This window comes from Pseudomonas sp. DCB_AW, assembly GCF_026240895.1.
GTDB lineage: Bacteria > Pseudomonadota > Gammaproteobacteria > Pseudomonadales > Pseudomonadaceae > Aquipseudomonas > Aquipseudomonas kermanshahensis.
Genome location: NZ_JAPFCE010000001.1, coordinates 372,923 through 387,048 on the forward strand (window position 1 = coordinate 372,923; position 14,126 = coordinate 387,048).

Annotated in this window: 15 protein-coding genes; 14 read left to right on the forward strand and 1 reads right to left on the reverse strand. The window is 58.8% G+C overall.

Going from position 1 to position 14,126, the window contains the following annotated elements; genetic code table 11:
* Nucleotides 1–30: 30 nt before the first annotated feature.
* Nucleotides 31–1,560 carry a chromosomal replication initiator protein DnaA gene (gene dnaA, locus OO306_RS01770; protein ID WP_027592069.1) on the reverse strand — a complete coding sequence of 510 codons (1,530 nt, stop codon included), beginning with the start codon at nt 1,558–1,560 and terminating at the stop codon, nt 31–33.
* Between the two features lie 597 nt (nt 1,561–2,157).
* Between dnaA and rpmH the strand changes: the two genes are divergently transcribed.
* The 14 genes from rpmH (at nt 2,158) to OO306_RS01840 (ending at nt 14,126) form a co-directional block, all read left to right on the forward strand.
* Complete coding sequence (gene rpmH, locus OO306_RS01775) at nt 2,158–2,292, forward strand: 50S ribosomal protein L34 (RefSeq protein WP_003253163.1); 135 nt, start codon at nt 2,158–2,160, stop codon at nt 2,290–2,292.
* 13 nt (nt 2,293–2,305) lie between these two features.
* The gene (gene rnpA / locus OO306_RS01780) at nt 2,306–2,710 is read left to right on the forward strand and encodes a ribonuclease P protein component (protein ID WP_077068714.1); all 405 of its coding nucleotides are present in this window, start codon (nt 2,306–2,308) and stop codon (nt 2,708–2,710) included.
* On the forward strand, nt 2,703–2,948 hold the full coding sequence (gene yidD, locus OO306_RS01785; RefSeq protein WP_075046823.1) for a membrane protein insertion efficiency factor YidD: 246 nt from the start codon (nt 2,703–2,705) through the stop codon (nt 2,946–2,948). Before rnpA ends, yidD begins: the two co-directional genes overlap by 8 nt.
* A gap of 2 nt (nt 2,949–2,950) precedes the next feature.
* Nucleotides 2,951–4,633: a membrane protein insertase YidC gene (gene yidC / locus OO306_RS01790; RefSeq protein ID WP_027592071.1), complete on the forward strand. Its 1,683-nt coding sequence runs from the start codon at nt 2,951–2,953 to the stop codon at nt 4,631–4,633.
* 82 nt (nt 4,634–4,715) lie between these two features.
* Nucleotides 4,716–6,086 (forward strand): tRNA uridine-5-carboxymethylaminomethyl(34) synthesis GTPase MnmE, encoded by a 1,371-nt coding sequence (mnmE, locus tag OO306_RS01795; protein ID WP_265967489.1) that lies wholly within the window; start codon nt 4,716–4,718, stop codon nt 6,084–6,086.
* A gap of 889 nt (nt 6,087–6,975) precedes the next feature.
* Entirely contained in the window at nt 6,976–8,868 is a 1,893-nt protein-coding gene (gene mnmG, locus OO306_RS01800; protein WP_085272138.1) for a tRNA uridine-5-carboxymethylaminomethyl(34) synthesis enzyme MnmG, read from the forward strand.
* Entirely contained in the window at nt 8,865–9,515 is a 651-nt protein-coding gene (gene rsmG / locus OO306_RS01805) for a 16S rRNA (guanine(527)-N(7))-methyltransferase RsmG (protein ID WP_186679315.1), read from the forward strand. Before mnmG ends, rsmG begins: the two co-directional genes overlap by 4 nt.
* 18 nt (nt 9,516–9,533) lie before the next feature.
* The gene (locus OO306_RS01810; RefSeq protein WP_027592075.1) at nt 9,534–10,325 is read left to right on the forward strand and encodes a ParA family protein; all 792 of its coding nucleotides are present in this window, start codon (nt 9,534–9,536) and stop codon (nt 10,323–10,325) included.
* A gap of 9 nt (nt 10,326–10,334) precedes the next feature.
* Nucleotides 10,335–11,207, forward strand: a complete 873-nt coding sequence (locus OO306_RS01815; protein WP_027592076.1) for a ParB/RepB/Spo0J family partition protein — start codon at nt 10,335–10,337, stop codon at nt 11,205–11,207.
* 148 nt (nt 11,208–11,355) lie between these two features.
* The gene (locus OO306_RS01820; protein WP_027592077.1) at nt 11,356–11,763 is read left to right on the forward strand and encodes a F0F1 ATP synthase subunit I; all 408 of its coding nucleotides are present in this window, start codon (nt 11,356–11,358) and stop codon (nt 11,761–11,763) included.
* Between the two features lie 16 nt (nt 11,764–11,779).
* Entirely contained in the window at nt 11,780–12,649 is an 870-nt protein-coding gene (gene atpB / locus OO306_RS01825) for a F0F1 ATP synthase subunit A (protein ID WP_265967490.1), read from the forward strand.
* Between the two features lie 142 nt (nt 12,650–12,791).
* Nucleotides 12,792–13,049, forward strand: coding sequence for a F0F1 ATP synthase subunit C (gene atpE / locus OO306_RS01830; protein ID WP_003097235.1), 258 nt, complete (start codon nt 12,792–12,794; stop codon nt 13,047–13,049).
* A gap of 57 nt (nt 13,050–13,106) precedes the next feature.
* Complete coding sequence (locus OO306_RS01835) at nt 13,107–13,577, forward strand: F0F1 ATP synthase subunit B (RefSeq protein WP_003253189.1); 471 nt, start codon at nt 13,107–13,109, stop codon at nt 13,575–13,577.
* Nucleotides 13,578–13,589: 12 nt separating this feature from the next.
* Nucleotides 13,590–14,126, forward strand: a complete 537-nt coding sequence (locus OO306_RS01840; RefSeq protein WP_003253191.1) for a F0F1 ATP synthase subunit delta — start codon at nt 13,590–13,592, stop codon at nt 14,124–14,126.

The window sequence follows — 14,126 nt, forward strand, 5'->3', positions numbered from 1 at the left end:
CTTGCCTTCAATTAGCTGCGCAGACGGCCATCAGGTCGTCAGCGTCCGCAGCAGGTTCTTGTAGTCCTCGCGGATGTCCGCGTCGGATTCCTTCAGTTCGTTGATTTTGCGGCAGGCATGCAGCACGGTCGTGTGGTCGCGACCACCAAACATGTCGCCGATCTCCGGCAGACTGTGGTTGGTCAGCTCCTTCGACAGGGCCATGGCTACCTGGCGCGGGCGCGCGACAGAACGCGAGCGACGCTTGGACAACAGATCGGAGATCTTGATCTTGTAGTACTCGGCCACTGTGCGCTGAATGTTATCCACACTGACCAGCTTGTCTTGCAGCGCCAGCAAGTCTTTGAGCGATTCGCGAATCAGTTCGATGGTGATGTCGCGGCCCATGAAGTGCGAGTGAGCGATCACCCGCTTCAGGGCACCTTCCAGTTCGCGGACGTTAGAGCGGATGCGCTGGGCAATAAAGAAGGCAGCGTCATGCGGCAGCTCGACTTTGGCCTGGTCGGCCTTCTTCATCAGAATCGCGACACGCGTTTCCAGCTCGGGAGGCTCTACCGCAACGGTCAGGCCCCAACCGAAGCGGGATTTCAGACGTTCTTCCAGGCCTTCGATTTCCTTCGGGTAGCGGTCGGAGGTGAGGATCACCTGCTGGCCGCCCTCGAGCAGGGCGTTGAAGGTGTGGAAAAACTCTTCCTGGGAACGCTCTTTGCGGGCGAAGAACTGGATGTCGTCGATCAGCAACGCATCGACCGAGCGATAGAAGCGCTTGAATTCGTTGATGGCATTGAGCTGCAGCGCCTTGACCATGTCCGCGACGAAACGCTCCGAATGCAGGTAGACCACCTTGGCATTCGGATTTTTCTTCAGCAGGTGGTTACCCACAGCATGCATCAAGTGGGTTTTACCCAAGCCCACACCACCATAAAGGAAGAGCGGGTTGTAACCATGCTTCGGGTTGTCGGCGACCTGCCAGGCAGCGGCCCGCGCCAGCTGGTTCGACTTACCTTCGACGAAGGTGTCGAAAGTGAACGTGCGGTTCAGGTAACTGGTGTGCTTGAGGGCACCTTCAACCTGAACGGTGCGTTGTTCGGTGCGGGTGTTGGTAGCCGGTGCCGGCGCAGGCTCGGCCATGGCATCAAAGCTGTCACGTGACGAAGGCTCGGCAACCTCATTGACCTGCGCAGCTTCCACAGGCGCAGCGGCAGGCTCTACCGACATCGCAGCAGGCGCAGCTTTTTGTACCTGGGTCTGCGCCAACGAAGCGGCCACAGCGGCACTGACCGGCGCATTGGGCGCGGCCCGCGGCGCCGAGCTGCGACGGCTGCCTATTAATAAGGAAAGGGCAGGCGCAATGCCGCTGCCGTTCTCACCCAACAGCTCGAGCAGACGACCCAGGTACTTTTCATTGACCCAATCGAGAACGAAACGGTTAGGCGCATAGACGCGCAACTCGTCGCCTTCGGCTTCGACCTGTAGCGGACGGATCCAGGTGTTGAATTGCTGGGCAGGCAGTTCATCGCGCAGAAGCTCCACGCACTGCTGCCAAAGTTCCACTGACACGGATATCCCCTGAGTTTGAAAGCCGGATGAGGCAAAAACAAACCGCCATTGTACCGGTCGAGCGATCAGTTATCCACATGTGGATACGTTAGGAGCCATGACAAAACAGCCATTTATCGACCAAAAAGGCTTTATTGCGCTGTGCATAAGCTCTGTGGATAACCGCACCTGAGGGCTATGCACAACCCTGGGTTGAGATCTGTGGATAATTCACCTGTGGATAATGAGCACTTTAATCCACAGCTTCTGCGCATGCGGAGCACAAGCGCAGCACCGGATACCGACAGGGTTTCAAAACTCTGTACAGCCCGCGATTTCTGGGCTGTAGAACGTTATCCACAGAAAGTTATCCACTTAAGATTTATAAGTTCTTTAAGAAAGCTTTTTAAATGTCTCTTCTTTTTTTTCATGTTATCCCCCGATGTGCGTTCACGCTAAAGCCCTTGTCTGGGCAGCGTCTGATCGACCGAGCCCGTCACGCCTTCTATAAGGAATGACTGGTTGGAAATTGACCTATTGCCTTGCTTTCTCTAGAATCGCCGGTCTCTTAAAAAGGGGGCCATCCCGGCCGTCGTCGACAAACCCAGGTAACACGCCATGAAACGTACTTTCCAACCAAGCACCATCAAGCGCGCGCGCACTCACGGTTTCCGTGCTCGTATGGCTACCAAGAACGGCCGCGCTGTTCTGTCGCGTCGTCGTGCCAAAGGCCGTAAGCGTCTGGCCATTTGATTTTTCGGCACAGGTGGTGAGTCAGGACTTCAGTCGGGAAAAGCGACTGCTTACACCCCGACATTTCAAAGCGGTCTTCGACTCCCCAACCGGCAAGGTTCCAGGGAAAAACCTGCTGATCCTTGCTCGCGAGAACGGCCTCGATCATCCGCGCCTTGGCCTGGTGATCGGCAAGAAGAGCGTCAAGCTCGCCGTTCAACGCAATCGCCTCAAGCGCTTGATGCGCGATTCCTTTCGTCTGAACCAGCAGATACTCGCTGGCCTGGACATCGTGATCGTCGCGCGCAAGGGATTGGGTGAGGTAGAAAACCCGGAATTGCATCAACACTTTGGCAAGCTCTGGAAACGCCTGGCGCGCAGCCGGCCTTCTCCAGCGGTTAGCGCCGATTCCGCAGGGGTAGACAGCCAAGATGCGTAAACTGGCACTCGTTCCGATCCAGTTTTACCGTTATGCCATCAGTCCTCTGATGGCCAGTCACTGTCGTTTCTTCCCCAGCTGCTCCTGTTACGCTTACGAAGCCATCGAAAACCATGGCTTATGGCGTGGTGGGTGGCTGGCCGTTCGTCGCCTGGGGCGTTGTCATCCGTGGAACGACGGCGGTTTCGATCCCGTTCCACCCGCTCCTTCCTCCCGAACTTCTTCGATAGCCGAGTAATCATGGATATTAAACGCACGATCCTGATCGCCGCGCTGGCAGTCGTGTCCTACGTCATGGTCCTGAAGTGGAACGATGACTACGGCCAAGCTGCCCTGCCGACTCAGAATACTGCTGCCAGCACTGTTGCTCCGGGCTTGCCCGATGGCGTGCCGGCCGGTAACAACGGTGCCAGCGCCGATGTACCGAGCGCCAACGCCGAATCGAGCCCTGCCGAACTGGCACCGGTCGCACTCAGCAAGGATCTGGTCCGCGTCAAGACCGATGTTCTGGAACTGGCTATCGACCCGGTGGGTGGTGACATCGTCCAGCTGAACCTGCCGAAGTACCCTCGCCGTCAGGACCACCCGAACATTCCGTTCCAGCTGTTCGACAACGGTGGCGAGCGTGTTTACCTGGCCCAGAGCGGCCTGACCGGCGCCAATGGCCCGGACGCCCGTTCCACGGGTCGCCCGCTGTACGCGGCTGAACAGCGCAACTACCAGCTGGCCGATGGCCAGGAACAACTGGTGGTGGACCTGAAGTTCAGCGACAACGGTGTGAACTACATCAAGCGCTTCAGCTTCAAGCGCGGTGAGTACGACCTGACCGTCAGCTACCTGATCGACAACCAGAGCAGCCAGGCTTGGAGCGGCAACATGTTTGCCCAGCTCAAGCGTGACGCCAGTGGCGATCCGTCTTCGAGCACGGCCACTGGCACCGCTACCTACCTGGGCGCCGCCCTGTGGACAGCTGCCGAGCCGTACAAGAAAGTGTCGATGAAAGACATCGACAAAGGTAGTTTGAAAGAAAATGTGTCCGGCGGCTGGGTCGCCTGGCTGCAGCACTACTTCGTCACTGCCTGGATCCCGGCCAAGTCGGACAACAACGTTGTCCAGACCCGCAAGGACAGCCAAGGCAACTACATCATCGGCTACACCGGCCCAGCCATCAGCGTTCCTGCTGGCGGCAAGGTCGAAACCAGCGCCATGCTGTACGCCGGTCCGAAGATCCAGTCCAAGCTCAAAGAGTTGTCCCCAGGCCTGGAACTGACCGTCGACTACGGCTTCCTGTGGTTCATTGCCCAGCCGATCTTCTGGCTGCTGCAACATATCCACAGCCTGCTGGGTAACTGGGGCTGGTCGATCATCGTCCTGACCATGCTGATCAAAGGCCTGTTCTTCCCGCTGTCGGCTGCCAGCTACCGCTCGATGGCGCGCATGCGTGCCGTGGCGCCGAAGCTCGCTGCGCTGAAGGAACGCTTCGGTGATGATCGCCAGAAGATGTCCCAGGCGATGATGGAGCTGTACAAGAAAGAGAAGATCAACCCGCTGGGTGGCTGCCTGCCGATCCTGGTTCAGATGCCGGTATTCCTGGCCCTGTACTGGGTACTGCTGGAAAGCGTAGAAATGCGCCAAGCCCCATGGATGCTGTGGATCACTGACCTGTCGATCAAGGATCCGTTCTTCATCCTGCCGATCATCATGGGCGCCACCATGTTCATTCAGCAGCGTCTGAACCCGACGCCGCCGGATCCGATGCAGGCCAAGGTAATGAAAATGATGCCAATCATCTTCACCTTCTTCTTCCTGTGGTTCCCGGCTGGCCTGGTGCTGTACTGGGTTGTGAACAACTGCCTGTCGATTTCGCAGCAGTGGTACATCACCCGCCGTATCGAAGCAGCGACCAAAAAAGCTGCTGCTTGACGGGCTGCTAGTCTGTGAATAAAAACGCCCCCTAGTGGGGCGTTTTTGCTATCTGTCGTTTTTGTCGTAGAGGCTTTCGAGCATGAACACTGTGCGTGAGACCATCGCTGCCATCGCTACCGCCCAAGGCCGCGGTGGCGTGGGCATTGTCCGCTTGTCTGGCCCTCTGGCGGCCAAGGCAGGCCAGCTCATCACCGGCCGCACCCTAACGCCTCGCCATGCGCATTACGGGCCCTTCCGTGATGACCAGGGGCTGGTCCTGGACGAAGGCATCGCGTTGTACTTCCCGGGGCCGAACTCGTTCACCGGTGAGGATGTGCTCGAGCTGCAGGGGCATGGTGGGCCGGTGGTCCTCGACATGCTGCTGCAACGCTGTGTACAACTTGGTTGCCGCCTGGCCCGGCCCGGTGAGTTCAGCGAGCGTGCGTTTCTCAACGACAAGCTCGACCTGGCGCAAGCCGAGGCGATCGCCGACCTTATCGAGGCCAGCTCCAGCCAGGCCGCGCGCAATGCCTTGCGTTCGCTACAAGGTGAGTTCTCCAAGCGTGTGCACAGCCTTACCGAGGCGCTGATCGCCTTGCGGATCTATGTCGAAGCGGCGATCGACTTCCCTGAGGAGGAGATCGACTTCCTCGCCGATGGCCACGTGCTGTCGATGCTGGACGCGGTGCGTGGCGAGTTGTCCACAGTGCAACGCGAAGCCGGGCAGGGCGCTTTGCTGCGCGATGGCATGACCGTAGTGATTGCCGGCCGTCCGAATGCGGGTAAATCCAGCCTGCTGAATCGGCTGGCCGGCCGCGAAGCCGCCATCGTTACCGACATCGCCGGCACCACCCGCGACATCCTGCGTGAACATATCCACATCGATGGCATGCCGTTGCATGTGGTCGACACTGCAGGCCTGCGTGATACCGATGACCATGTGGAAAAGATCGGCGTAGAGCGGGCGCTCAAGGCCATTGGCGAAGCGGATCGTGTATTGCTGGTGGTGGATTCCACAGCCCCGGAAGCCGCAGACCCGTTCGCCCTCTGGCCTGAGTTCCTCGATCAGCGGCCAGACCCTGGCAAAGTCACCCTGATCCGCAACAAGGCTGACCTCAGTGGTGAGGCCGTGGGCCTGGAACAGTGTGACGACGGCCATGTGACCATCACCCTCAGCGCCAAGGACGACGACAGTGGCTTGCAGTTGCTGCGCGACCACCTCAAGGCCTGCATGGGTTATGAACAGACCGCCGAGAGCGGTTTCAGCGCCCGCCGGCGCCACCTTGATGCCCTGCGCCAGGCCAGCGATCACCTGGAGCATGGCCGCGCGCAATTGACCCTGGCGGGGGCCGGTGAGCTGCTGGCCGAGGACCTGCGACAGGCTCAGCAGGCCCTGGGAGAGATCACAGGGTCGTTCAGCTCGGATGACCTGTTGGGGCGCATCTTCTCCAGTTTCTGCATCGGTAAGTAATCCACAGGCCTTCAAAAGGCACTCGCAACACCAGGCCGCTCCTCCGGGAGCGGCTTTTTTTTGGGTGTTTGGCGGTGGAGTTTTTACGCCCTTGAGATCGAGCGCCGCCCGCGCGGCGCTTCGCAGCGCAAGGCTGCTCCTACATTTTTATCGGGCCAGTCAATCCTGAGACTGAGGCGCGCGGCCCCTTGGTGCCTAGCTCAATATCGTGTGGAACAAACAAGGCGGTCGCGCGCGCTGGGACAGGCGTTACTGGCCCGAAACCGATGTAGGAGCAGCCTTGCGCTGCGAAGCGCCGCGCGGGCGGCGCTCGATTTACGCCGTCCCTCATAACCCAAGACAAGCACCTGGCTGCCTTCACCCTATCTCGCGGCAAGCAATCGCACCTCTCACCCCAACTTGCTGAACAACCTTTTCGGCCCACCGGCCCGCTGGGACGGTCTGTGGATTGCCGAACGGCTGCGGTAATCCGGCTTTTTTCATCAACAGGTACAAAAAAGGCCCAGCTGTACCCTGTGGAAAACCCTCCATCAGCTCTCTTGATAACCCCCTCTTTTTCTTGAGGAAAAAAACGCCTGTGCATAAATACGCATTTAATCCACAGGCTAAAGGACGTTATCCAGAGGCCTTATGGCACTTGGATAACAGGGTTTAATTTCTCTGTACACACCGCCACATAAGGGATCTAGAACCTTATCCACAGAAAGGTGTGTGCATAAGAATAAACATAAAAACAAAGCTTTTTTAAATCTCTCTTCGTTGTTTTTGTTGTCTGCCACTCATCCACAGCCTGATCAAATTTTGCGCAAGCGGTTCCTTTGCAAGGGGGTAAGTCCCTATACTTGTCCGCTTACCTTCTCTATTCGCAAAAACAGGCACGAGGTGCGTGGTGGATTTCCCTTCCCGTTTTGAAGTGATCGTCATCGGCGGCGGCCATGCCGGTACCGAGGCTGCGCTTGCGTCTGCACGCATGGGTGTGAAAACCCTGCTGCTGACCCATAACGTGGAAACCCTCGGTCACATGAGCTGCAACCCCGCGATTGGCGGTATTGGCAAAAGCCATCTGGTCAAAGAGATCGATGCGCTCGGCGGTGCCATGGCATTGGCCACCGATAAGAGCGGCATCCAGTTCCGCGTTTTGAACAACCGCAAAGGCCCGGCCGTACGCGCCACCCGAGCGCAAGCTGACCGCGCCATTTACAAGGCTGTGGTTCGCGAAATCCTGGAAAACCAGCCAAACCTGTGGATATTCCAGCAATCCTGCGACGACCTGATCGTCGAACAGGACCAGGTCAAAGGCGTAGTGACCCAGATGGGCCTGCGCTTCTTTGCCGACTCCGTGGTACTGACGACCGGGACCTTCCTCGGTGGCCTTATCCACATTGGTTTGCAAAACCATTCCGGCGGTCGCGCCGGCGATCCGCCTTCGATTGCCCTGGCGCACCGCATGCGTGAACTGCCGCTGCGCGTAGGCCGTTTGAAAACCGGTACCCCGCCGCGTATCGATGGCCGGTCGGTAGACTTCTCGGTCATGACCGAGCAACCGGGCGATACGCCGATCCCGGTCATGTCGTTCATGGGCAACGCGCAGATGCACCCGCGCCAGGTGAGCTGCTGGATTACCCACACCAACGCCCGTACCCACGAAATCATCGCGTCGAACCTCGACCGTTCGCCGATGTACTCGGGTGTGATCGAAGGTGTTGGCCCGCGCTACTGCCCATCGATCGAAGACAAGATCCACCGTTTTGCCGACAAGGAAAGCCACCAGGTATTCATCGAGCCGGAAGGCCTGAACACCCATGAGCTGTACCCCAACGGCATCTCGACGTCGCTGCCGTTCGACGTGCAGCTGGAGCTGGTGCGCTCGATTCGCGGCATGGAAAACGCCCACATCGTGCGCCCGGGCTACGCCATCGAGTACGACTACTTCGACCCGCGTGACCTGAAGTACAGCCTCGAGACCAAAGTCATCGGCGGCCTGTTCTTCGCTGGCCAGATCAACGGCACCACCGGTTACGAAGAAGCCGGTGCACAAGGCCTGTTGGCCGGTACCAACGCTGCGCTGCGTGCGCAAGGCCGCGAAAGCTGGTGCCCGCGGCGCGACGAGGCGTACATCGGCGTACTGGTCGACGACCTGATCACCCTGGGTACCCAGGAGCCGTACCGCATGTTCACCTCGCGTGCCGAGTACCGGTTGATCCTGCGCGAAGACAACGCCGACCTGCGCCTGACCGAAAAAGGCCGCGAACTGGGCCTGATCGATGACCAGCGTTGGGCCGCGTTCTGCGCCAAGCGTGATGGCATCGAGCGTGAGGAACAGCGCCTGAAGTCGACTTGGGTTCGCCCGAATACGCCGCAGGGCCAGGCAGTTGTGGATAAGTTCGGCACGCCGTTGAGCCACGAATACAGCCTGCTCAACCTGTTGGCGCGGCCGGAAATCGACTACGCCGGCCTGATCGAGGCCACCGGTGGTGATGAAATTGATCCACAGGTTGCCGAGCAGGTCGAGATCAAGACCAAGTACGCGGGCTACATCGACCGCCAGCAGGACGAAATCGCTCGGCTGCGCGCCAGCGAAGACACCCGCCTGCCTGTGGATATCGACTACACCACGATTTCTGGCCTGTCGAAGGAAATCCAGGGCAAGCTTGGCCAGACCCGTCCCGAGACGTTGGGCCAGGCTTCGCGTATCCCTGGTGTGACACCAGCGGCCATTTCGCTGCTGCTGATTCATCTGAAAAAACGCGGCGCAGGCCGCGAATTGGAGCAAAGCGCTTGAGTTCCCTGGTCACCCCGCAACACGCCGAAGAATTGTCCACAGGCGCGCGCCAGCTCGGCATCGAGCTGAGCGCGCAGCAGCACGAGATGCTGCTGGGCTACCTGGCCCTGTTGATCAAATGGAACAAGGCCTACAACCTGACTGCCGTGCGCGATCCGGACGAGATGGTTTCGCGGCATCTGCTCGACAGCCTCAGCGTCATGTCGTTTATCCACAGCGAGCGCGATAACTGGCTGGATGTCGGCAGTGGGGGTGGCATGCCAGGCATCCCCTTGGCTATCCTGCACCCGCACAAGCAAGTGACGGTTCTGGACAGCAATGGCAAGAAGACCCGCTTCCTGACCCAGGTCAAAATGGAACTCAAGCTGGACAACCTGCAGGTTATCCACAGCCGGGTCGAAGCATTCAAACCGGCGCAACCGTTCAGCGGAATCATCTCTCGTGCCTTCAGCAGCATGGAGAACTTCACCAACTGGACCCGCCATCTGGGCGACACCGGGACGCAATGGCTTGCAATGAAGGGGCTGCATCCTGCCGATGAACTGGTAGCATTGCCCGCAGACTTCACAGTGGAAAGCGAGCAGGCCCTGACCGTTCCGGGTTGCCAGGGCCAGCGCCATCTGCTGATACTGCGCCGCAAGGCATGACTGGGAACACGCGCATCAATGGCTAAGGTATTCGCAATCGCGAACCAGAAAGGTGGTGTGGGCAAGACCACCACCTGTATCAATCTCGCCGCTTCGCTGGCCGCGACCAAACGTCGTGTGCTGCTGATCGACCTCGATCCGCAAGGCAACGCCACCATGGGCAGCGGTGTCGACAAGCACGAGCTCGAGCACTCGGTATACGACCTGCTGATCGGGGAATGCGACCTGGCTCAGGCCATGCATTACTCCGAGCACGGTGGTTTCCAACTGTTGCCGGCCAACCGTGACCTGACCGCCGCCGAAGTGGTGCTGCTGGAAATGCAGGTCAAGGAAAGCCGCCTGCGCAACGCCCTGGCGCCGATCCGCGAGAACTACGACTTCATTCTCATCGACTGCCCGCCGTCGTTGTCGATGCTGACGCTGAACGCGTTGGTGGCCTCCGATGGCGTCATTATCCCCATGCAGTGCGAGTACTACGCACTGGAAGGTCTCAGTGACCTTGTGGATAACATCAAGCGCATCGCCGCCCGGTTGAACCCGGAGCTGAAGATCGAAGGCCTGTTGCGGACCATGTTCGACCCGCGCCTGAGCCTGAACAACGATGTTTCGGCCCAGCTCAAGGAACACTTCGGCGAGCAGCTGTACGACACGGTCATCCCGCGCAACATTCGCCTGGCCGAGGCCCCAAGCTTCGGCATGCCGGCCCTGGCCTACGACAAGCAATCGCGTGGCGCGCTGGCTTATCTGGCCCTGGCTGGGGAACTGGTACGCCGTCAGCGCCGTCCATCCCGCACTGCACAAACAACTTAAGGAATCCGTATGGCCGTTAAGAAACGGGGTCTCGGACGTGGGTTGGATGCACTGCTCAGTGGTCCTTCCGTCAGCGCGCTCGAAGAGCAGGCTGTCAAGATCGACCAGAAAGAACTGCAACACCTGCCGGTCGAGCTGATTCAACGTGGCAAGTACCAGCCGCGTCGCGACATGGACCCGGTGGCGCTGGAAGAACTCGCGCATTCGATCCGCACCCATGGCGTGATGCAGCCGATCGTGGTTCGCCCGATTGCCGACAACCGCTACGAGATCATCGCCGGTGAGCGCCGTTGGCGCGCCACCCAGCAGGCTGGCCTGGACACCGTGCCGGCCATGGTCCGCGAAGTGCCGGACGAAACGGCCATCGCCATGGCGCTGATCGAAAACATCCAGCGCGAAGACCTCAACCCCCTGGAAGAGGCCCTCGCGCTGCAGCGCCTGCAGCAGGAGTTCGAACTGACCCAGCAGCAGGTAGCGGATGCCGTGGGCAAGTCGCGGGTTACCGTGGCCAACCTGCTGCGCCTGATCACCCTGCCTGAAGCGATCAAGACCATGCTCGCCCATGGTGACCTGGAGATGGGTCATGCGCGCGCTTTGCTCGGTCTTGAAGAGCATCGTCAGGAAGAGGGGGCGCGTCATGTTGTCGCACGTGGCCTCACCGTGCGCCAAACTGAGGCACTGGTGCGTCAGTGGCTCAGCGACAAGCCTGATCCGGTCGAACCGAGCAAACCTGATCCGGATATCGCACGCCTTGAACAGCGGCTCGCAGAGCGCCTGGGCTCTGCCGTACAGATCCGTCATGGCAACAAGGGCAAGGGCCAGTTGGTTATTCGCTATAACTCGCTTGACGAGTTGCAAGGCGTCCTTGCTCACATCCGCTGAAACAATTCCTGTTGTAGCGCGCAGTCGGAAATCACTACGAAGAGTTGAATAGGGGTTAATCCACCCCTATACTCTGCGCGCATTTTGTCGGCACAAATTATGCCAAGTCATAGCTGACTTGTTGGTCGACTTCCGAGGAGCAGTTGTGATGGAAATACGCACGCCAAACCGCTTGCCTTTCCATCGCTGGGCGGTTTTTCCGGTACTGCTGACTCAATGTGTTGTACTGCTGTTGGCAACGTTGGTGTTGTGGCAGTGGAAAGGGGCGGTCAGTGGATATTCAGGTCTCTGCGGAGGTTTGATTGCCTGGCTACCCAATGTGTATTTCGCCTGGAAGGCATTTCGCTTCAGCGGAGCCCGGGCAGCGCAGGCCATCGTCAAGTCGTTCTACGCTGGCGAGGCAGGCAAAATGATTTTGACGGCAGTGCTGTTTGCACTGACCTTCGCAGGAGTGAAGCCATTGGCGCCGTTAGCAGTATTCGGCGTCTTCCTGCTGACCCTAATGGTCAGCTGGTTCGCGCCACTGCTAATGAATAAAAGACTTTCGAGACCTTAGGGCGTTTGAGGCAACCATGGCAGCAGAAACCGCTTCGGGCTATATCCAGCACCACTTGCAGAACCTGACCTACGGTCAACTACCAGACGGCAGCTGGGGCTTCGCCCATTCGGCTGCAGAAGCCAAGGCAATGGGCTTCTGGGCGTTCCACCTGGACACCCTGGGCTGGTCCGTTGCGCTGGGTCTGATCTTCCTGTTCATCTTCCGCATGGCGGCGAAGAAGGCGACCTCCGGCCAACCTGGCGGTCTGCAGAACTTCGTCGAAGTGATGGTCGACTTCGTCAACGGCAGCGTGAAGGACTCCTTCCATGGCCGTAGCCCGGTGATCGCACCGCTGGCGCTGACCATCTTCGTCTGGGTATTCCTGATGAACGCCGTCGACCTGGTACCGGTCGACTGGATTCCTCAGCTGGCCATCATGATCTCCGGTGATCCGCACATTCCGTTCCGCGCCGTGTCGACCACCGACCCGAACGCGACCCTGGCCATGGCCTTCAGCGTGTTCGCCCTGATCATCTTCTACAGCATCAAGGTCAAGGGCCTGGGCGGCTTCATCGGTGAGCTGACCCTGCACCCGTTCGGCAGCAAGAACATCTTTGTTCAGATCCTGCTGATCCCGGTGAACTTCCTGCTCGAATTCGTCACCCTGATCGCCAAGCCGATCTCGCTGGCCCTGCGTCTGTTCGGCAACATGTACGCCGGTGAGCTGGTGTTCATCCTGATCGCCGTCATGTTCGGCTCCGGCCTGCTCTGGCTGAGCGGCCTGGGTGTGGTGCTGCAATGGGCGTGGGCTGTGTTCCACATCCTGATCATCACCCTGCAAGCTTTCATCTTCATGATGCTGACCATCGTCTACCTGTCGATGGCGCACGAAGATAACCATTAAGACCGCCTGGCGTGTCTGATAGCCTTCCTCGCCGGTACGGGGGGAGGGCTTAAAAAGTCCGCAAGGGCAGCTGTACTCACGATTTGTTTTACCGCTTCAAACTAAAAACCTAACCAATACGACGTAAAAGTCGGGAGGAAAGATGGAAACTGTAGTTGGTCTGACCGCTATCGCTGTTGCTCTGCTGATCGGCCTGGGTGCTCTGGGTACCGCCATTGGTTTCGGCCTGCTGGGCGGCAAATTCCTGGAAGGCGCTGCTCGTCAACCAGAAATGGTTCCGATGCTGCAGGTTAAAATGTTCATCGTTGCCGGTCTGCTCGACGCCGTAACCATGATCGGTGTTGGTATCGCTCTGTTCTTCACCTTCGCGAATCCGTTCGTTGGTCAGATCGCCGGCTAATCACTCGTCACCACGAGTTGATTTGCTGTATGAATTAAGACCGAGCGAGGTGTTGGCGTGAACATTAATGCAACCCTGATTGGCCAATCCGTTGCTTTCCTGATTTTTGTACTCTTCTGCATGAAGTACGTATGGCCTCCGGTCATCACTGCTCTGCAAGAGCGCCAAAAGAAGATTGCCGATGGCTTGGACGCTGCCAACCGCGCAGCTCGCGACCTGGAGCTGGCCCAAGAGAAAGCGGGTCAGCAACTGCGTGAAGCTAAAGCACAGGCAGCCGAAATCATTGAGCAAAGCAAGAAACGCGCTGCTCAGCTTGTCGAGGAAGCCCGTGAACAGGCCCGCGTCGAAGCTGACCGTGTGAAGGCTCAGGCTCTGGCCGAGATCGAACAGGAACTGAACAGCGCTAAAGACGCCCTGCGTGCCCAAGTGGGTGCTCTGGCCGTTGGCGGTGCTGAAAAGATCCTTGGCGCCACAATCGATCAAAACGCGCATGCGGAGCTGGTTAACAAACTGGCCGCTGAAATTTAAGCGAGGGCGATCATGGCAGAACTGACCACGTTGGCCCGACCTTACGCTAAGGCTGCCTTTGAGCATGCCCAGGCCCATCAGCAACTGGCCAATTGGTCAGCCATGCTCGGCCTGGCTGCTGCGGTGTCGCAAGACGACACCATGCAGCGCCTGCTCAAGGCCCCGCGACTGACGAGCGCAGAAAAGGCCGCCACGTTCATTGACGTGTGCGGTGACAAGTTCAATGCACAGGCACAGAATTTCATTCATGTTGCCGCGGAAAACGACCGTCTCCTGCTTCTGCCGGAGATTGCCGCTCTGTTCGACCTGTACAAGGCCGAGCAAGAGAAATCCGTGGACGTGGAAGTCACCAGTGCCTTCGCGTTGAACCAAGAACAGCAAGACAAACTCGCCAAGGTTCTCAGTGCACGGTTAGGCCAGGAAGTGCGCCTGCACGCGTCGGAGGATGCCAGCCTGATTGGCGGCGTCGTCATCCGCGCTGGTGACCTGGTAATCGATGGCTCTGTTCGCGGCAAAATCGCGAAACTGGCCGAAGCATTGAAATCTTGA

Excerpts from the sequence above, each read along its gene's own strand:
- rpmH (WP_003253163.1), top strand. The coding sequence starts at position 2,158 with ATGAAACGTACTTTCCAACCAAGCACCATCAAGCGCGCGCGCACTCAC.
- yidD (WP_075046823.1), top strand. The coding sequence starts at position 2,703 with ATGCGTAAACTGGCACTCGTTCCGATCCAGTTTTACCGTTATGCCATC.
- yidC (WP_027592071.1), top strand. The coding sequence starts at position 2,951 with ATGGATATTAAACGCACGATCCTGATCGCCGCGCTGGCAGTCGTGTCC.
- mnmE (WP_265967489.1), top strand. The coding sequence starts at position 4,716 with ATGAACACTGTGCGTGAGACCATCGCTGCCATCGCTACCGCCCAAGGC.
- OO306_RS01810 (WP_027592075.1), top strand. The coding sequence starts at position 9,534 with ATGGCTAAGGTATTCGCAATCGCGAACCAGAAAGGTGGTGTGGGCAAG.
- OO306_RS01815 (WP_027592076.1), top strand. The coding sequence starts at position 10,335 with ATGGCCGTTAAGAAACGGGGTCTCGGACGTGGGTTGGATGCACTGCTC.
- OO306_RS01820 (WP_027592077.1), top strand. The coding sequence starts at position 11,356 with ATGGAAATACGCACGCCAAACCGCTTGCCTTTCCATCGCTGGGCGGTT.
- atpB (WP_265967490.1), top strand. The coding sequence starts at position 11,780 with ATGGCAGCAGAAACCGCTTCGGGCTATATCCAGCACCACTTGCAGAAC.
- atpE (WP_003097235.1), top strand. The coding sequence starts at position 12,792 with ATGGAAACTGTAGTTGGTCTGACCGCTATCGCTGTTGCTCTGCTGATC.
- OO306_RS01840 (WP_003253191.1), top strand. The coding sequence starts at position 13,590 with ATGGCAGAACTGACCACGTTGGCCCGACCTTACGCTAAGGCTGCCTTT.